Here is a 17,091-nt window from a genome sequence, read left to right on the forward strand (position 1 = left end):
TACCAAACCGAACAAGTCCCGTGGCAAACGACAGCCGGTTGTGTCAGATAACGGAAAACCAGCACACTTGACCACCAGAGTCGCTATTCGGCCCTACAAACTGGGGGACACATGAACTCTCCTTGGTTGACCCTGGTCGGATTGGGCGAAGACGGTTCCTTTTCGGCCGCCGCGCAAACTGCGCTGACCGGGTCGGAAATCGTCTATGGCAGTGCCCGCCACTTTGATCTGGTTCCGGGATTATCCGGCGAAAAGCGCCTGTGGCCCTCCCCCTTTTCCAAGGTTTTCGAGGACTTGGCTGCTCTGAAAGGCCGCTCTGTCGCCGTGCTCGCAACTGGTGATCCGCAGTGGTACGGAATTGGCTCCAGCCTCGCGCGGTATTTCCCATCCAGTGAAATGTCTGTGTTCCCGGCATCTTCCGCGTTCCAGCTGGCTGCAGCACGGCTCGGCTGGGCGGTTCAGGAGTGCGAATGCCTTTCGGTGCACGGAAGGCCGGTTGACCGGCTGCGCTGTCATCTTTATCCGGGCGCCCGGCTGCTCGCGCTCACAAGCAATGGCCATGCGCCGCGCGACGTTGCCAAGCTTCTGCAAGACGAAGGCTATGGCGCGAGCCGCATGACCGTCCTTGAGCATCTTGGAGGTGAAAAAGAGCGGATTGTTTCGGGCATCGCCAAGGAATGGTCAAAAGACGTCGCGGATTTTCACACTCTTGGTATCGAGGCTGTTGCGTCCCCCGGCTCCGCCGTTAACTCACGTGTTCCAGGCCTTCCAGATGAGGCCTTCCGTCACGATGGCAAGATGACCAAACAGGAAGTGCGCGCGGTGACCCTCGCGGCACTTAAGCCCTATCCCGGCGCGCTGTTGTGGGATATTGGCTCCGGGTGCGGGTCAGTGGCGATCGAGTGGCTGCGCGCTGCAGATCGTACGAAAGCAATTGGCCTGGAGCCTCATAAAGAACGGCGACTGATGGCAGCGGAAAATGCAAGTTCCCTTGGCGTTCCGCACCTTGACCTGATTGATACGACCGCGCCGGACGGATTGCACGACCTACCTGAGCCAGATGCGATCTTTATCGGCGGCGGCCTGACTGCGAACGGCGTGTTAGAAACCTGCCTGTCGGCATTGAAATCTGGGGGAAGCCTGGTCGCAAACGCTGTCACGCTTGAAAGCGAAGCGGTTCTCCTTGATGCCTATCAGCAACATGGCGGCGATTTGAAGCGGTTGTCCGTTCAACGGGCCAGCGCTGTCGGTGGACTTACCGGATGGAGGCCGGCAATGCCGGTCACCCAGTGGAGTTTTGTGAAGTCATGAGCGGTACGCTCTATGGAATTGGTCTTGGACCGGGTGACCCGGAACTGATGACCCTGAAAGCGCATCGGCTGATCTCATCGGCCAAGGTGATAGCCTATCCAGCGCCCGATACCGGCGAGAGTTTTGCGCGGTCGATCGCAGCTGACACGATCCCACAACACGCCCGGGAGATCCCGATTGTTGTGCCAATGCGTGTCGACCGCTTTCCCGCCCAGGAAATCTACGACAAGGCCGCTGAAGAAATCACAAAGGTTCTGGAAACCGGTGAAAATGTGGTCGTGCTGTGTGAAGGCGATCCATTTTTCTTCGGGTCCTTCATGTATCTGTTCGACCGCCTATCCGGACGTTTCCCGTGTGAAGTTGTGCCGGGCGTGACTTCCTTGACCGCTTGCGCAGCGCAGCTGATGCGGCCACTGACATCCCGCAACGACGTTCTGACTGTCATTCCTGGCCCGCTGCCTGATGTTGATATCCGCGCCAAGATCGAAGAAGCCCAGGCCGTTGCCATCATGAAGGTTGGCCGTCATCTACCGCGGTTGAAAGCACTTCTTGACGACATGAACCTTCTCGACCGCGCCGGGTACGTTGAACGCGCAAGCCTGCCGGAACAGAAGGTCTACCGGCTTCAAGATCTTGATACGGACAAAGCCCCGTATTTTTCCATGATCCTTATCTATAAGGGAGACGAAGCGTGGACGCTTCCCCCATCCTTCTCGTCCTGAACCAGGCTGGCCTCGACACCGCCGAAGACATCGCCAAGCGGTTTTCGACGGCTCGAATCCATGGCCTTGCCGGCCGTGTGCCGACCGCCGACACGCAGTTCAACGAGACGATTGAACACATTCAGATGCTGTTCAAGGCCGGGCATCCGATCATCGGCTTTTGCGCCAGCGGTATTCTGATCCGGGCGCTGGCTCCGATCCTGTCGGACAAGCGGACCGAGCCGCCCGTCGTGGCCGTGTCTGAAGATGGCTCCAGCATCGTCCCGCTACTCGGCGGTCATCGCGGAGCCAACGAATTGGCGCGCCTTCTCGCAAAAGCCCTTGGCGGTCATGCGGCTATTACCACTGCAGGTGACACCGCCCTTGGTATTGCACTGGATGCACCGCCCAAGGGCTGGAAACTCGCAAATCCGGCAGACGCCAAACCGGTCATGGCCGAACTCCTGTCCGGCGCGCCGGTTCAGGTATTGGGCTCCGCAGACTGGTTGAAGCGGGACAAGCTGACCATTGCCGAGGATGCCGAACTGACGCTTTTGGCAACCGATGAACCTGTCGACGGGACACCGACACGGCTTGTCTATCATCCGCAGCGGTATGTAGTTGGCGTCGGCTGTGCCCGCGGCTGCGATCCGCAAGAACTGATCGATTTGGTCGACACACATCTTGCGGTTAAGGGCGTTGCAAGGGGCGCTGTCGCCTGTGTCGCAACTATCGACTTGAAAGCCGATGAGGCTGCCATGAATGCGTTGGCCGCCCATTTGGATGCCCCCTTACGTCTCTTCCCGGCGGAAACGCTGGAGCTTGAAAAGCCGCGCCTCAAGAACCCGTCGGAAGTGGTCTACTCTGAAGTGCGCTGCCATGGTGTGGCCGAAGGCGCAGCACTTGCGGCCGTTGGCCGCGAAGGCCGATTGGTGGTCGAGAAACAAAAGACCGCAAACGCCACATGCGCCATCACTCGTGCGCTGGAACCGCTTGACGGAATGACAGTTGGCCGTGGCCGGGGCCACTTGTCGGTGATCGGCATTGGCCCGGGGAAGGACGACTGGCGCACGCCGCAGGCAACCCGCCTTCTTGCCGCAGCAAGCGATGTCGTTGGGTACTCGCTTTACCTGGAAATCGTCGCCTCTCACATCACGGGCAAGACCCACCACAATTTCCCTCTGGGTGCAGAAGAAGACCGCGTGCGGTTTGCGCTCGAAGAGGCAGGCAAAGGCAAGAACGTAGCGCTGATTTCGTCTGGCGATGCCGGTATCTACGCGATGGGAGCCCTTGTTTACGAACTTCTGGATCGCGACGCAGACAACGGCGGCGTGTCCGATGCCGCTAAACGAGTCAGCATCACCAACGCACCCGGCATCTCCGCCCTTCAGGCGTGTTCAGCACAGATCGGCGCGCCCCTCGGCCATGACTTCTGTGCGATCTCACTGTCCGATCTGCTGACCCCATGGGAAGCGATCGAAAAACGTCTCAACGCTGCGGCTGAAGGGGATTTTGTGATTGCTTTCTACAATCCGGTGTCAAAGCGGCGTCGGACACAGCTGGCCGCTGCCAAGGACATCCTGCTGAAACATAGGCCGCCGGAAACGCCGGTTGTGCTCGGTGTAAATCTGGGCCGTCCGGAAGAAACCTCGCGCGTGCTGACACTGGCCGAACTTGAGGTGGATGATGTCGACATGCTGACGACAGTCATGGTCGGGTCGTCCAATTCGAAGGCAGTCAAACGGGGAGACGGCAGGAAGTTCGTCTATACGCCGCGCGGCTACGCAAAACGTATCGACGCCCCGAAAGACCAAAAAACGGAAGAAACCGCATGACCGTTCACTTCATTGGCGCGGGTCCCGGCGATCCGGATCTCATCACCGTTCGTGGCTTGAGGCTCATTCAGAACTGCGCCGTTTGTCTCTACGCAGGCTCGCTGGTGCCGGAGCAGATTGTCGCTGCAGCGCCGGAAGGCGCGCGGGTGATCGACACGGCGCCTATGACCCTCGACGAGATTATTGCTGAAATCCAGACCGCCCATGAGAATGGCCAGGATGTGGCCCGTGTCCACTCCGGCGATCCATCGATCTATGGTGCGACAGCCGAACAGATGCGCCGCCTGGAAGCGCTCGGGATCGACTATGATGTGACCCCAGGTGTTCCGGCTTTTGCTGCGGCCGCCGCTGCACTGAAAACTGAACTAACCATACCCGAAGTCGCGCAAACCGTAATTGTGACCCGGACGGCCATGAAATCCTCGGCAATGCCAAACAACGAGGATCTCGACACGCTTGGAAAAAGCGGTGCAACGCTTGCAATCCACCTGTCCATCCGGAACCTGCGCGAAGTTGAGCGGCAACTTGCGCCACATTACGGTGCAGATTGCCCTGTAATCATTGCCTATCGTGTCGGATGGCCGGATGAGGCTTTCATCCACGGAACATTGTCAACCATTGCGGAAAAGGTTCGGGCGGCAAAGATTACGCGCACAGCGTTGATCTTCGTTGGTCACGCCTTGAAGCCCGGTCAGGATTTCAGAGACAGCGCGCTTTATGATGCAGATCACGTGCATGTCCTGAGACCGAAGAAAAAGGCCAAAGGCTGAGCGCGTCGCCAATTGCCTTTCACCTCACTGATCCCGTAGGTTTCTTGAAGAACATCTGACGGGAGACGCCGCGTGGCTGAACGAAATCCGCTTTTGGAACATGCGCTGTCGCTGAACGGCGATCCTCTTGCGATCCGGGAGTTCTATGCCAACTGGGTGCAGACCTACAACACGGATCTCCTGCTTGCGATCGGGTATGTCGCTCCGCAAGTCGCTGCCGAGGCTTTGATCCGGCACCTCGGTGACGGGAAATTGGTACTGGATGCAGGTTGCGGCACCGGACTCGTTGGACTGGAGCTTCTAAAGCTGGATTACGAGCTGACCATCGACGGGATAGATCTCACACCGGAAATGCTGGCTGCATCGCGAAAAAGCGGCGCTTATCGGAAACTGAATGAAGCCGACATGTGCGGCCCGATGCATGAGATCGACGATGACAGTTATGATGGCATTGTCAGCGCGGGCGTCTTTACAAGCGGTCATGTCGGACCAGACGGTCTCGATGCACTAATCAGGATTGCCAAGCCCGGCGCTCCAATCGTCTTTACGGTGCGGGACACCACATGGGATGCGGAGGGTTTTGTCTCAAAAATCGAGCAGCTGGAGACTGATGGCGTGGTGCGGATTGTCGGGATCCAACTCAGCCCGTATCACACAAAGGAAGACGTTTTCTGTCAGCTCTGCGTGCTGGAAGCCGCCTGATAACGTGAAATTACATGGGCAAACGACCCCATAACGTTTTCGACACGCAAGCCCATATCGGGCAAGCCGTTCCCGGAAGTATCACTTGCCGAAAATAGCCGGTCGACGGCGCCCTCACTCACAACACTGGCATAATGAAACTCGTGAGCCGCGAGCTCCCCTGGCCATGGCGCACCGGTTTTTGAGGTGACCTTCCGATAGCCGAGATGCCGTTTGCGGGTTTGGAACGATGTTTCCAGCGGCAAGAGCCCAAGCATCTTGTGCCGGCAACCATCAGCGTCAACCAGCCCGTCACCGAGGATCATGTAGCCGCCGCATTCGCCATAGATCAGCGCACCGTTTTCAGCTACTGCTTGTACCCCGGAAAGGAACGTCTGCGCCTCTGTGAGTTTGCCGGCATGGAGTTCGGGATATCCGCCCGGCAGATAGATTGCATCGGCATCAGAGTCCGGCGCTTCGTTGGCAAGCGGCGAGAAAAACGAAATCTCAGCCCCCATGCGCCGCCAGTATTCCAGCAGATGCACATAGGAAAAGGCAAAGGCAACATCATTTGCGACCGCAATCCTTTGCCCAAATGGCAATGGCAGATTGCGAGCTTCAGCCGCAGGCGTTGCAATTTTATGCGCCAAGGTCTTTACGGCGGCGAAATCCAGATGGTCTTCACAGATGCGCGCCGCTGCGTCCAAAAATACATCCAGATCGGGATGCTCATGCGCCTGGACGAGGCCGAGATGGCGCTCCGGAAGGATCAAGTCGTCCTTGCGCGGGATGGCGCCAAGGACATCAATCTCAAGGCTGGTCAAGGCTGCGCGCAGCATTACTTCATGCCGCGCACTGCCGACGCGATTAAGAATGACACCGGTCACCTGCACATCGGACCGGAAGTGTTTGAAGCCACTGACGAGAGCGGCCACCGACTGCGCCTGTTTCGCACAATCGACCACAAGGATTACAGGAAGCTGGAGAGACCTTGCCAGATCTGCGGCAGACCCTCTCCCGTTTGCAGCACCGTCGAACAGGCCCATAGCTCCTTCGGCGATCAGAAGATCGTGTCCAGCAGCGTGGGAACCGGCCAGCGTTCGTAAAGTTCCTCCGTCCATTGCCCAGGCATCAAGGTTGATACAGGGTGTGCCACTTGCAGCTTCATGGAACTTCGGATCGATGTAATCGGGTCCGGACTTTGCCGAAACAACAGAGAGACCCGCGTTCTTGAAGGCCCGTAGCAAGGCCAGCGTGACGGTCGTCTTTCCAGCGCCGGAGGATGGCGCTGCGATCAAAAGTCCCTTTGGTCCGTCTGAATTAACCTGCATCGGCCTGTCGGGTAGCCTCGCGCAGCCCGAGTGGATCGTGTGTCAGAACCTTCCCAGACATGGCGCCCAACCAGTCGAGTCCGGCGCGCAAACGGACAACTTCACCGACACAGACAATGGCCGGTGGGCTGAGACCAGCCTGCTTTGCTTCTTCTGCGCACTTTCCGAGCGTTGTCTCCAAGACTTCTTGTCCGGCTAAAGACCCGTTGCACACGATGCCCACAGGCTCATCCACAGAGCGTCCACCGGCAATCAGTTTGCCGGCGATCGTCTCAAGATGCTTCATTGCCATGTACATCACGATGACTGGAGACCCTTGAGCGATACCCTCCCAGTTGATCGCATCCGGCGTCAGCCCGGTCTGATCATGTCCAGTAAGAAACGTCACAGCCTGATTGCAGTCCCGGTGGGTCGCAGGGATACCCGCGTAGGCCAGCCCGCCAATCCCGGCAGTAATGCCCGGTATAATCCGAAAATGAACCCCGGCTTCGACCAGGCCAAGCGCTTCTTCGCCGCCCCGCCCAAACACAAAAGGATCGCCGCCTTTAAGCCGCAAGACACGCTTTCCCGCACGCGCATAGTCAATGAGCTTCAGGGTGATGTCCCGCTGTTTCGGGCTCGGCTTGCCTCCGCGTTTACCGGCATAATCGAGCACAGCTCCGGGTCTTGCCCAGCTGAGAATGCTCTGATCCACAAGTGCGTCGTAAACAACCACATCCGCCTGCCGCAATCCATTGACGGCGTGCAGCGTCAAAAGGCCTGGATCCCCGGGCCCCGCTCCGGCCAGCCAGACCCATCCGGCTTCGAATTCCGGCAGGGACTGCGCAGGCAATGTCATGTGTTGTTCAGACTGCATGAATCTTGTTTACAGCGGGGATAGAAAGGCGCCAAGTCCTTCGCCGGTATAAAGCTCTCCGAATGCGACATTTCATATCCGGATCTGCGCATTTTTGAAAAACTCGGTTATAGACATCTTATGGTCAGACCTGACGGCAAAGAATTGCGGCGTGGCTGGACGACGGGGGCATGTGCCACGGCGGCGGCGAAGGCTGCCTACCATGCTTTGCTCACGGGCACGTTTCCGGATCCAGTCGAGATAACCCTGCCGCAAGGTCGAACGACAGACTTCGTTCTGACGCGTCACGCATTGGCTGACGGATGCAGCTCAGCCACGATTACGAAAGATGCGGGCGATGATCCGGATGTGACCCATGGCGCCGAAATCACTTCAACTGTCAGGCTTTTGCCGGAGGGGAGCGGAGTCCAGTTCAAGGCCGGGGCCGGAGTTGGCACCGTTACCCGGCCCGGCTTACCGATCCCGCCTGGCGAACCTGCAATCAATCCTGTGCCCCGCCAGATGTTGCAATCAGCGATCGGGGAAGTGACCCACCTCCACGGCGGCACAGGGGATGTGGAAATTGAGATCTCGATAGCAGGCGGCGAGGAATTGGCTTTGAAAACGATGAACCCGCGCCTTGGCATCGTTGGCGGGTTGTCGGTTCTTGGAACCACCGGGATCGTGCGCCCGTTTTCCTGTGCTGCCTGGATCGCTTCCATCCATCGCGGGATCGATGTAGCGCGTGCAACCGGGCTAGAGCATGTCGTGGGCGCAACGGGCGCCATGTCAGAAAAGGCCGTGCAATCCCGTCATGACCTTGACGACAGCGCCTACCTCGACATGGGGGATTTTGCCGGAGGGTTGCTGAAATACCTGCGCAGCCATCCGGTCCCAAAGATTACTATGGCTGGAGGCTTTGCCAAGTTCACTAAGCTTGCACAAGGCGCACTTGACCTCCACTCAGCCCGGAGCTCGGTCAGTTTTGAGTTCCTCAAGGACCTGCTTGCCGAAACCGGAGCACCGGCCGGCCTCATCGACCGCGCTGTAACATCAAACACAGCCAAGGAAGTTCTTGATATGGCAGCGGCAGAGGGTATCAATCTGAGCGCCCCCCTTGCAATGCGCGCAAAGACAGCGGTTCGGACAGTTCTGCGCGATGCGCCTATCGACTTGGAAGTCCTCATCGTGGACCGTCAGGGCAACATCATTGGGGAGTGCGGATTTGACGACTGATCAACCGCATATTCTGCTGCTGGCCGGAACCTTTGAGGCGCGCGTGCTTGCAAAAAAACTCGAGGAAAAGTTTTCTAGTGTTCGCCTGACAGCGTCTTTCGCGGGCACCGTGAAAGACCTGCCCGATCTTGGCGTTCCGACACGCATTGGCGGGTTTGGCGGCATCGAGGGGCTTTGCCAACACCTTCAAACCGAAAAGGTTTCGCTCATCATCGATGCAACACATCCGTTCGCAGCCCAAATGAGCTGGAATGCCTTCCATGCAACGGAGCGCGAGAACACTGCTATCCTCCGGCTCGAGCGACCGGCTTGGCAGCAGGCACCGAATGATCTTTGGCATCCGGTTGCCTCCATGGGTGACGCCGCCGATGCAATTCCCGAAGGGGCCCACGCCTTTCTGGCTGTCGGACGCAAGGAAATCGCCACGTTTTACCGGCGCGGCGATATCATCGGAACCGCGCGGATGATCGAACCGCCTCCCGTTCCGTTGCCAGATCATTGGTCGCTCGTGCTCACTCGTCCCCCTCAATCGGCTGAAGAAGAAGTCGAGTTGTTCAAGGAAAAAGGCATCACCCACGTCGTGACCAAGAACAGCGGCGGAACGCGGGCCTATGCAAAAGTCGAAGCCGCGCGGCAGATGCAGCTTCCAGTTATCATGGTGGACCGGCCTGAACTGCCGTCAACGGATACTGCAGCTACGGTCAATGGCGTGCTCGACTGGACCGACAGGTTAATGAATACGTGATTCCGCTGCCGAGGTTCCCAAGTGAACCAGCGAGCTTGGAATGACAGGTTTTTCTTGCAGTTGCCCCCATAATCGCGCTTTAGTTGTATTTCGATGCCCTGATACAACATCACGACGATCCGCAGCATGATCAGCAGATGTTTGATGAAAGCGCTGAGTGCCATCGCGGCGAATGCTGCGCTCTCGTTCTTGATATTGATCAGCACTTTTGCGGTTACAGGCGCTCAGGAACGGACTTGCCTGCGCGGCGTCAATATCGCGGGCGCCGAGTTCGGCGGCTATGAAGGGCCCTATGGGGAAAGCTACATCTATCCTTCAGATGCAACGCTGACATGGGCCGCCTCCAGGCAAATGACCACAATCCGCCTTCCGTTCCGCTGGGAACGTCTCCAGTCGAAGCTGCATTCGGCACTGGATCCGGCCGAGCTTGCCCGCCTCAAGCAGACGGTGGCCAAAGCGAAACAGCACGATCTGACCATCATTCTGGATCCGCACAATTTTGCCGAATACCGCGATGTGAAAATTGGTCAAGGGTCCGTGACGGTGGAGGCCTTCGCAGACTTCTGGCGCAAACTTGGCTCGGAGTTTTCCGGTGACCCGCGTGTCCTCTATCTTCTGATGAATGAGCCAGAAGGTGTCACGGCCACCACGTGGTTCAAGGCCGCCCAGGCCGCAATCCTTGCGATTCGGGGCGTTGGTGCAGACAACCTCGTTCTTGTTCCCGGCACTATTTGGACCGGGGCATCTCACTGGTTCGACGACCAGCCCGGCGGATCGAACGCTGAGATTTTCAAGGGGATCGCGGATCCGGCCAACAACTTCGCCTTTGACATTCACCAGTACCTCGACGCGGATTTTTCTGGCCGGAACGCCACCTGTCCGCGAACCGGTGATGCCCTGAAAGCTCTTGAAGCCGTCACAAAATGGATGCGGCAGTACGGATATCAGGCCCATCTTGGCGAGTTTGGCGGAACTGCGTCGCACGATTGCCTCGACGGCCTTGCGCAAGTGGCGGCTTACATCAATGACCAGAGTGACGTCTGGATCGGTTGGACAGCCTGGGCCGCCGGCGATTGGTGGGGGGACTACGCCTTGTCCCTCCAGCCACAGGACAGTATCGACACTCTGCAGATGACGGTCCTAGAGCGGTTTATGACAGCGTCAGATGGGTCCCGCGCGATCTGCGGCGCAGCTTCAAACTAGGTTTGCGAGACGGCCTCAAGCAGGCAGCGCGACAAAATCCAGATGGCCGACTGTCATGGTGAACGCGCCATCCGAGATCTGCGAGCGGCGGGTTTGCAGCCAACGGTCGGCTTTGGACTTCTCAACGCCCTGTTTGACGCCAGCGCCAACCCAGCCGGGCAGGAATTCCGCCAGAAAATCCTCATGCTGCGGGCCAATGATCCAATCAGACTTACCGCTGACAACCCTGTATCCCTTGGCCCTAAAGAGCGCAATTGCCTGTTCGGCTGCCTTGGGCCCCAGCGCCGGACCAAAGCCCTTGTCGGTCTGCTGGTCGCGGTTCATCGCATCACAGAGATCCTGATCGAGTGGTTCAGCGGGTGCAAATCCCGTCCGGCCATCATAAGTCAGGCTGGCCAAAAACGGTTTTCCGGACGAGACGATTGCTTCGACAAGTTGCATCAGGAATTCTTGCGAGACCAGATCAAGGAACGCTGATGTCGTAATCGCATCGACCTCATGAAACGGAAGCTCCTTGAGGTTTGCCGCAAGATCGATTTCTTGAGTTTGAAGCGATGCAGGTTTAGTCGCGTAGTCACGGCTGGCCGCCAACGAAAGAAGGTCGGCATCGTAGTCGGACAAGATCCAATGAATGTCCGGTTTTGTACCTGCCAGAGCAGCAACGGTCGAGCCTGCACCGCTAGCAAGGTCCAAGACCTTCACGGTCTCAGCCGGCAAGGCCCCAAAAAACGCAGCTTCGACATCACTGTTCCGGGCCGCAAGGTCCAGAGGTTCGCGCAAGGCCAACCAAGTTGCTGAAAATCCGCTCACTGCGCCACCTTTTCCATGACTGTCTCAAAGACTTTAACAGCGTCCTCCCAGCGTGGCAGGGATTGAGCGGCATTCCAGGCCGCGTCGGCAAGACGTTGCCGGGCCTCGGCATCAGACATCAGGGTGGAAAGGGCAGCGTTCAAAGCCTGCACATCTTCCACGCCGCAATAGATCGCACCTCCGACCGAGAGGGTGTCTTTGACTGCTCCGGCGCCACTGCCGATCACCGGCAAACCATGCGCAAGCGCTTCCGTATACGCCATGCCGTACCCCTCATAGCGGCTCGCCAGAACGAAAACGTCCGCCGAGCAATAATAATCGCTAAGCTTTTCTTGCGGCACCGCCCCATGGAACGTGATGCGGCCGGTGAGCGCAAGAGTGTCTAACTGGTTCTTCAGAGCTACGACACAACCTGGATCTGCTTCGAGTCCGCCAACGATATCCAGATGCCAATCCATCTCTTTCAAGTGGCCCAGCGACTCAAAGAGAAGATCGTAGCCCTTCCTCTGTGTCACAGTTCCAATGGATAGCAACCGTATTGCACCCTCTGACGCATTGCGCCTCTGCTCTAGAACCTCTGTTCCCGGAAGTGCAATGCTAATAGTATCCTTTGGGGTCCCGAACAGGTCCTCGATTTGAACGGCCGTCGCCGGACTTGTCACGATCACGTGGCGGGCATGGCTGAGAGCCGCACCTTCACTTGCAAGCAGGCGCTCAGCAACGTCCTTGGACAAGCCGTTTTCCCGGCAGAGCGGGTGATGAACAAGGGCGATCAGCCTCAGTCTCTTGCCGTGCTTTCCGGCGGCCTGATCCACAACGCCGTAGGCCAAGCCATCGATAATGACCACAGTATCGTCCGGGAGAGCGGAAAGAGCTTCGTCGACGGTCTGAAGGGTTTTCCGTGATGGGAAAGGAAATCCCGGTCCAAGCGATAGCAGCCTTACGTCCCAACTGTTGGCAGCAAGACCCGCGATCACGCGCCGATCGTACCCATATCCGCCTGTCAGTGTTTCGAGATCACCGGGATAAGCAAAGACAAGCCGTTTATCCGGCATGTCAGATCTTTGCCTCGTGCCACGCGCGGGCAACATGGGATTCAGAGATCGTCACCCGTATGGCCGCAAGCTCGCCGCCCTTGCGGCCGAGCCGGTCCTGCCGCGCTGCCTCGGCCAAATAGCCATGAATGTGTTTGGTCAGGAATTCCGTGGTCGTATTGATCCCGGCAAACTCGGGCACCTCATCAAGGTTCTTGTAGTTGAGCGGTGCCAGCACTTCCTTGAGCGCTTCATGCGCCCGGCCGATATCGATCACAACCCCGTTTTCATCCAGATCTTCGGACAAAAAAGACGCATCTATAACAAATGTCGCGCCGTGCAGCGCCTGTGCCGGACCAAACAGCTCCCCTTTAAAGGAGTGGGCAATCATCACGTGATCGCGAACTTCTACAGCAAACATATTTGTCTTCCTAAGTTCCTGGGTTTTCTGCCAAGCTGGCATCACGCCTCGTCGGCTTGGTCATAAACGATGACCGCAGCCAAGACATCTGATGCCTTGTTCAATATTTCGGGAACGCGCACCGCGGCGTCTTCAAATGGAATCTTGTGGCTGATCAGAAGATCCAGACGTGGATCATCCAGTAGGGAAAGCGCCAATTCCAATCGCCGCCGGTAAGTCCAGCGCGCCTGCCGTTCAGCCGGAATTGTGCCCACTTGGCTTGAGATCAATTTGATCCGGCGGCTATGAAAATCCGCTCCGAGCGGCACCCCGACGGTCTGATCGCCGTACCAACTCATTTCTATGACCGAGGCGCCATCACCAGCGCTGGAAAGCGCCGTTGTCAGCCCGGCTGCGCTCGCACTTGTGTGGAATACAAGGTCTTGGTCTCGCGGCGCATCCCCTGGAAGGCTGAAACGAAATCCAAGGGCGGATGCGATCTCAGTGCGGGCCGGATTGATATCCACCAAAGTCACAGTTGATCCGGGGATACGGTTGCACACGTAAGCTGTCAGTAGTCCGACGACACCGCCGCCGACCACGCAGATGTGATCCCCAGGTGATGGTTTTCCATCCCATAAAGCATTGAGAGCGGTTTCTAAATTGGCCGCAAGCGTCGCCCGCTTGGCCGGAATGGAAACAGGCACAGGGACACAGGCATCCGACGGGAGAGTGTAGAGATCTTGATGCGGAAAGAGCGAAAAGACGAGCTTACCTGCAAGTTCAGCGTCTCCGTCGATAACGGTTCCAACGCTGGCGTAGCCGTACTTGACCGGAAAGGGAAACTGTCCCTCCTGAAAAGGCGCACGCAAGCGATGCCATTCTGTTTCCGGAACCGCATCGCGAAGCACAAGCCCTTCAGTTCCCCGGCTGATCGCACTGTTCAAGGCCTTGATCAGAACCTCTCCCGGCTGCGGATGCGAGAGCATAGCCGGCTTCACCGCGCACTCGCCGCCGCCGACATACCAAATGGCATGAGCTTCATGGCGATCAGCTTCTTTAGAGGAAGTTGGCATTCTGCAATTTCTCCGAACCCTGACACGCTTTTGCCACCACACCCAATTATCGCTACGCCCATTCATGCCATGTTTGCAAGGATTGAAAGTCCGAAAAATGTTGCAAGTCTTTGATAAAACTAACCCGGCATTGACCAAAACGTCCATGACCGGTCGCAGGGTTCTGTTCGCCTTCCTGTTGGCGGCAAGTTTCGTTGCCTTGTCGGCGTTAATGTTCGTGACATTATCTCCCGGCGGTCACACGCCCTTGGACTTCTTCATCCTTGCCTGTTTCATGGTCACACTTCCGTGGACCATTATTGGCTTTTGGAACGCTGTGATCGGTCTGCTGGTCATGCGTTTTTCCAAGGACCCTGTCGCAGCCGTATGCCCGATTGGCGCCGGAGACGCGTCTCAATCGATCTCCAGTTCCACAGCGCTTCTCTCCTGTATCAAGGATGAGGACGTCGACGCGCTGGAGACCAATCTCACCGCGATGGCCAGCAATCTGATCCGTGCAGGCTCCGGCCATAACTTCACGCTCTATGTTTTAAGCGATACGTCCCGGGACGACACAGCGCAGCAAGAACAGCAAATGGCGGCCCGGCTGTCTGCACGGTTTTCTGGGCAAATGGATGTCGTTTATCGTCGCCGGGCCGTAAACACCGCGTTCAAAGCCGGCAACATCGAAGATTTTTGCGAACGTTGGGGAGATCGCCACGAGTTTGCGATCGTCCTGGATGCGGACAGCTACATGTCTGCCTCAGCCATAATCGATCTGGTACGGCGCATGGAAGCCAATCCGCAGATCGGCATCCTTCAAAGCCTCGTGGTTGGGTTGCCGACAGACAGCGCCTTTGCACGGGTTTTCCAGTTTGGGATGCGTCTCGGAATGCGCTCCTACACGATCGGCAGCGCGTGGTGGCAGGGAGATTGCGGGCCCTATTGGGGGCACAATGCCATCTTGCGGCTAAAGCCGTTCAAGGAGCACTGCAAGCTGCCAATTCTGCCCGGAACAGGCCCGTTGAGCGGTCCTGTTCTATCGCACGACCAGGTTGAGGCTGTTCTGATGCGCCGCGCCGGATATGAAGTCCGTGTCCTGCCGCAAGAAAGTGGGAGTTATGAAGCCAACCCACCGCATCTCTTGGAGTTCATCCGACGTGATCTTCGCTGGTGCCAGGGCAATCTGCAATACCGCAAACTGCTCGGTCTCAAGGGCCTCAAGCCCGTTAGCCGGGCTCAATTGGTGCTCGCCATCCTGATGTTTCTCGGCTCACCCGCATGGATCGGATTTATGGTTGGCGCCGCAACCCTTGGAATGACCACGGATTACGCCCCTTACCGGGCGGACACCGGCGCAGTTTTGTTTTTCTCTGTGCTGACGATGGTTTTCGCTCCGAAGCTGGCGACTGTCGCGGACATCATTGCACGCGCGGATCTTCGAAAAGCGTTTGGCGGGCCTATTCGGATTCTGCTCAGCGTGATGGCTGAGATCGTCTATGCGGCCATGCTTGCGCCAATCATGGCGGTTGCTCACACCGTTTTCATGGCTGGTCTTGCTTTCGGAAAGTCTATTGGTTGGGGTGCGCAAGCGCGGGGTGTTGCCCGCTTACCTGTTATGCTTGTCGCTTCCAAACTCTGGCCGCAGACCCTTTTCGGGGCAGCTGGCCTTGCCTGGATCGTTCAGCAGCCAATCGGCCTGGTTTGGCCGGTTATCCCTGTCGCAGTGGGGCCTCTGCTTGCAACGATGCTTGCTGTGATGACGTCGACAAAAACGCTAGGCACCCTGGCAATACGGTCCACACTCTGGCGGATCCCGGAGGAGACCACGCCTCCTGCGGAATTGTTGCAGCTTCATCTGCCGGCTTTGCAAAAGGGCAAAGGGGCCGAATTTCAGCCGCAGGACTTGCAAACAGCTGCAGCAGAACCTGAAACGGCGGAAGCCCGCTGATCAAACACACACGGCCGCTCTGAGGTCGCAGTTTCTCAGTGCGACCACGCATGGCCGATCAGGCAGCGTTGGACGATGCTATTGGCTGGGTGAGAAGTTCGTAGATGTTTTCAGCTTCGGCTGCAGACCGGATCCCTTCAGTGACCGTTGCATCGCGCAATTGCCTCGCAATGCGGGCAAGGGCCTTTAGGTGGTCAGCTCCAGCCCCTTCAGGCGCCAGCAGCAGGAACACAAGATCCACCGGTTCTTCGTCAAGTGAATCAAAATCAACAGGTTTGTCCAGACGCGCGAATACTCCGACAAGGCGATCTAGACGGATAAGTTTGCCGTGTGGAATTGCGATACCTTGCCCGACGCCGGTGGAGCCAAGCCGCTCACGCTGCAGCAACGTATCAAAGACTTCCCGCTCAGAAAGACCGGTCAGTTCAGCCGCCTTGGCCGCCAACTCCTGGATCGCCTGCTTTTTGCTCTTGGCTTTAAGCTTGGAGATTACCGCGTCTTTGCTCAGAAGATCACTAAGATCCATTCCTTCGCCTATCCGTTTCGGGCGCCGGCTTCCCGCTTACAAGGAAGCCGGACCCTAGCGCAACAGTGTTATTCTGCGGCGGCGTTTGCCACCAGTGCAGGGTCTATCCACCCTATATTGCCATCCGCCCTGCGGTAGACAACGTTGACACCACCATTTGCCGCATTTTTGAACATGACAACCGGCGCTTCCGTTAGATCAAGCTCCATAACGGCCATGCCCACGGTCATCGTTTTCACTTTTGCAGATGTCTCTGCAATTACCAGCGGATTGAAATCTGCCGGGACTTCCTCGTCTTCCTCCGGCGAGGCCAACACGTAGGACGCTGCTTCGAACGCCTCGCGGCCATTGCCGTTGTGACTGTGATGATCCTTCAGTTTACGCTTGTAACGGCGTAATCGTTTTTCGATCTTGTCAGCAGCTTGATCAAAGCTGTTTCTTGGATCCTGATCCTGAGCTGACACTTGCAGCACAATTCCAGTGTCCAGATGCACGGTGCACTCGGATTTAAAACCCGTGCCCTCCCTACTCAGCGTGACGTGGCCAGTGAAACCGCCCGTGAAGTATTTCGAAAGGGCGTCTTCGATTCGGTCTGTGATATGGACACGCATTGCGTCACCAACATCAACATTTTTACCCGAAATCCGCAAAGCCATGGGGACCTCTT

17 protein-coding genes are annotated in these 17,091 nt (G+C 57.5%); 9 read left to right on the forward strand and 8 right to left on the reverse strand.

What is annotated here, in order from left to right; all coding sequences use genetic code 11:
* Nucleotides 1–111: 111 nt before the first annotated feature.
* The 5 genes from SADFL11_RS14975 (at nucleotide 112) to SADFL11_RS14995 (ending at nucleotide 5,319) form a co-directional block, all read left to right on the forward strand.
* Nucleotides 112–1,311 carry a bifunctional cobalt-precorrin-7 (C(5))-methyltransferase/cobalt-precorrin-6B (C(15))-methyltransferase gene (locus SADFL11_RS14975; protein WP_008195814.1) on the forward strand — a complete coding sequence of 400 codons (1,200 nt, stop codon included), beginning with the start codon at nucleotides 112–114 and terminating at the stop codon, nucleotides 1,309–1,311.
* Nucleotides 1,308–2,033 (forward strand): precorrin-2 C(20)-methyltransferase, encoded by a 726-nt coding sequence (gene cobI / locus SADFL11_RS14980; protein WP_008189776.1) that lies wholly within the window; start codon nucleotides 1,308–1,310, stop codon nucleotides 2,031–2,033. The genes SADFL11_RS14975 and cobI overlap by 4 nt, the downstream gene beginning before the upstream one ends.
* Nucleotides 2,003–3,847: a precorrin-3B C(17)-methyltransferase gene (gene cobJ, locus SADFL11_RS14985; protein WP_008194303.1), complete on the forward strand. Its 1,845-nt coding sequence runs from the start codon at nucleotides 2,003–2,005 to the stop codon at nucleotides 3,845–3,847. The genes cobI and cobJ overlap by 31 nt, the downstream gene beginning before the upstream one ends.
* Complete coding sequence (gene cobM / locus SADFL11_RS14990; RefSeq protein WP_008196495.1) at nucleotides 3,844–4,617, forward strand: precorrin-4 C(11)-methyltransferase; 774 nt, start codon at nucleotides 3,844–3,846, stop codon at nucleotides 4,615–4,617. Before cobJ ends, cobM begins: the two co-directional genes overlap by 4 nt.
* 72 nt (nucleotides 4,618–4,689) lie before the next feature.
* Nucleotides 4,690–5,319, forward strand: coding sequence for a class I SAM-dependent DNA methyltransferase (locus SADFL11_RS14995; protein ID WP_008196587.1), 630 nt, complete (start codon nucleotides 4,690–4,692; stop codon nucleotides 5,317–5,319).
* Here SADFL11_RS14995 and SADFL11_RS15000 read toward each other — a convergent pair.
* Together SADFL11_RS15000 and cobA are read right to left on the reverse strand one after the other, a co-directional pair.
* Nucleotides 5,292–6,629: a cobyrinic acid a,c-diamide synthase CobB gene (locus tag SADFL11_RS15000; RefSeq protein WP_008193514.1), complete on the reverse strand. Its 1,338-nt coding sequence runs from the start codon at nucleotides 6,627–6,629 to the stop codon at nucleotides 5,292–5,294. The genes SADFL11_RS14995 and SADFL11_RS15000 overlap by 28 nt on opposite strands.
* Entirely contained in the window at nucleotides 6,619–7,485 is an 867-nt protein-coding gene (gene cobA, locus SADFL11_RS15005) for a uroporphyrinogen-III C-methyltransferase (RefSeq protein ID WP_008189025.1), read from the reverse strand. The genes SADFL11_RS15000 and cobA overlap by 11 nt, the downstream gene beginning before the upstream one ends.
* A gap of 120 nt (nucleotides 7,486–7,605) precedes the next feature.
* Here cobA and SADFL11_RS15010 point away from each other — a divergent pair, with 120 nt between their 5' ends.
* The 3 genes from SADFL11_RS15010 (at nucleotide 7,606) to SADFL11_RS15020 (ending at nucleotide 10,648) form a co-directional block, all read left to right on the forward strand.
* A complete protein-coding gene (locus SADFL11_RS15010) occupies nucleotides 7,606–8,700 on the forward strand; it encodes a cobalt-precorrin-5B (C(1))-methyltransferase (RefSeq protein WP_008195710.1) in 1,095 nt (364 codons plus the stop codon).
* On the forward strand, nucleotides 8,690–9,445 hold the full coding sequence (locus SADFL11_RS15015) for a cobalt-precorrin-6A reductase (protein ID WP_040452786.1): 756 nt from the start codon (nucleotides 8,690–8,692) through the stop codon (nucleotides 9,443–9,445). The genes SADFL11_RS15010 and SADFL11_RS15015 overlap by 11 nt, the downstream gene beginning before the upstream one ends.
* Nucleotides 9,446–9,589: 144 nt before the next feature.
* Entirely contained in the window at nucleotides 9,590–10,648 is a 1,059-nt protein-coding gene (locus tag SADFL11_RS15020; protein WP_167578992.1) for a glycoside hydrolase family 5 protein, read from the forward strand.
* 15 nt (nucleotides 10,649–10,663) lie between these two features.
* Here the strand turns inward: SADFL11_RS15020 and SADFL11_RS15025 are convergent, their stop codons facing one another.
* From SADFL11_RS15025 to SADFL11_RS15040, 4 genes are read right to left on the reverse strand one after another with little or no spacing between them, the layout of a single operon-like run.
* Nucleotides 10,664–11,458, reverse strand: a complete 795-nt coding sequence (locus SADFL11_RS15025; RefSeq protein ID WP_050776032.1) for a class I SAM-dependent methyltransferase — start codon at nucleotides 11,456–11,458, stop codon at nucleotides 10,664–10,666.
* A complete protein-coding gene (locus SADFL11_RS15030; protein ID WP_008192926.1) occupies nucleotides 11,455–12,513 on the reverse strand; it encodes a glycosyltransferase family 4 protein in 1,059 nt (352 codons plus the stop codon). Before SADFL11_RS15030 ends, SADFL11_RS15025 begins: the two co-directional genes overlap by 4 nt.
* A gap of 1 nt (nucleotide 12,514) precedes the next feature.
* The gene (locus SADFL11_RS15035) at nucleotides 12,515–12,913 is read right to left on the reverse strand and encodes a 6-pyruvoyl trahydropterin synthase family protein (RefSeq protein WP_008192075.1); all 399 of its coding nucleotides are present in this window, start codon (nucleotides 12,911–12,913) and stop codon (nucleotides 12,515–12,517) included.
* Nucleotides 12,914–12,954: 41 nt separating this feature from the next.
* On the reverse strand, nucleotides 12,955–13,968 hold the full coding sequence (locus SADFL11_RS15040; protein ID WP_008193265.1) for a zinc-dependent alcohol dehydrogenase: 1,014 nt from the start codon (nucleotides 13,966–13,968) through the stop codon (nucleotides 12,955–12,957).
* A 97-nt stretch (nucleotides 13,969–14,065) separates the two neighbouring features.
* Between SADFL11_RS15040 and mdoH the strand changes: the two genes are divergently transcribed.
* Nucleotides 14,066–15,898, forward strand: coding sequence for a glucans biosynthesis glucosyltransferase MdoH (gene mdoH, locus SADFL11_RS15045; protein ID WP_050776031.1), 1,833 nt, complete (start codon nucleotides 14,066–14,068; stop codon nucleotides 15,896–15,898).
* Nucleotides 15,899–15,956: 58 nt separating this feature from the next.
* Here the strand turns inward: mdoH and ptsN are convergent, their stop codons facing one another.
* Nucleotides 15,957–16,424 (reverse strand): PTS IIA-like nitrogen regulatory protein PtsN, encoded by a 468-nt coding sequence (gene ptsN / locus SADFL11_RS15050; RefSeq protein ID WP_008189682.1) that lies wholly within the window; start codon nucleotides 16,422–16,424, stop codon nucleotides 15,957–15,959.
* Between the two features lie 68 nt (nucleotides 16,425–16,492).
* On the reverse strand, nucleotides 16,493–17,080 hold the full coding sequence (hpf, locus tag SADFL11_RS15055; RefSeq protein ID WP_040451389.1) for a ribosome hibernation-promoting factor, HPF/YfiA family: 588 nt from the start codon (nucleotides 17,078–17,080) through the stop codon (nucleotides 16,493–16,495).
* Nucleotides 17,081–17,091: the final 11 nt, after the last annotated feature.

Origin of the sequence: Roseibium alexandrii DFL-11, assembly GCF_000158095.2 — a bacterium.
GTDB classification, from domain to species: domain Bacteria; phylum Pseudomonadota; class Alphaproteobacteria; order Rhizobiales; family Stappiaceae; genus Roseibium; species Roseibium alexandrii.

What these genes read in the sequence shown, in the direction of transcription:
- cobI (WP_008189776.1), top strand. Translation starts at nt 1,308, where the DNA reads ATGAGCGGTACGCTCTATGGAATTGGTCTTGGACCGGGTGACCCGGAA.
- cobA (WP_008189025.1), bottom strand. Translation starts at nt 7,485, where the DNA reads ATGCAGTCTGAACAACACATGACATTGCCTGCGCAGTCCCTGCCGGAA.
- hpf (WP_040451389.1), bottom strand. Translation starts at nt 17,080, where the DNA reads ATGGCTTTGCGGATTTCGGGTAAAAATGTTGATGTTGGTGACGCAATG.
- SADFL11_RS14975 (WP_008195814.1), top strand. Translation starts at nt 112, where the DNA reads ATGAACTCTCCTTGGTTGACCCTGGTCGGATTGGGCGAAGACGGTTCC.
- SADFL11_RS15040 (WP_008193265.1), bottom strand. Translation starts at nt 13,968, where the DNA reads ATGCCAACTTCCTCTAAAGAAGCTGATCGCCATGAAGCTCATGCCATT.
- SADFL11_RS15010 (WP_008195710.1), top strand. Translation starts at nt 7,606, where the DNA reads ATGGTCAGACCTGACGGCAAAGAATTGCGGCGTGGCTGGACGACGGGG.
- SADFL11_RS15035 (WP_008192075.1), bottom strand. Translation starts at nt 12,913, where the DNA reads ATGTTTGCTGTAGAAGTTCGCGATCACGTGATGATTGCCCACTCCTTT.
- cobM (WP_008196495.1), top strand. Translation starts at nt 3,844, where the DNA reads ATGACCGTTCACTTCATTGGCGCGGGTCCCGGCGATCCGGATCTCATC.
- mdoH (WP_050776031.1), top strand. Translation starts at nt 14,066, where the DNA reads ATGTTGCAAGTCTTTGATAAAACTAACCCGGCATTGACCAAAACGTCC.
- SADFL11_RS15000 (WP_008193514.1), bottom strand. Translation starts at nt 6,629, where the DNA reads ATGCAGGTTAATTCAGACGGACCAAAGGGACTTTTGATCGCAGCGCCA.
- SADFL11_RS15020 (WP_167578992.1), top strand. Translation starts at nt 9,590, where the DNA reads ATGAAAGCGCTGAGTGCCATCGCGGCGAATGCTGCGCTCTCGTTCTTG.
- SADFL11_RS15030 (WP_008192926.1), bottom strand. Translation starts at nt 12,513, where the DNA reads ATGCCGGATAAACGGCTTGTCTTTGCTTATCCCGGTGATCTCGAAACA.
- ptsN (WP_008189682.1), bottom strand. Translation starts at nt 16,424, where the DNA reads ATGGATCTTAGTGATCTTCTGAGCAAAGACGCGGTAATCTCCAAGCTT.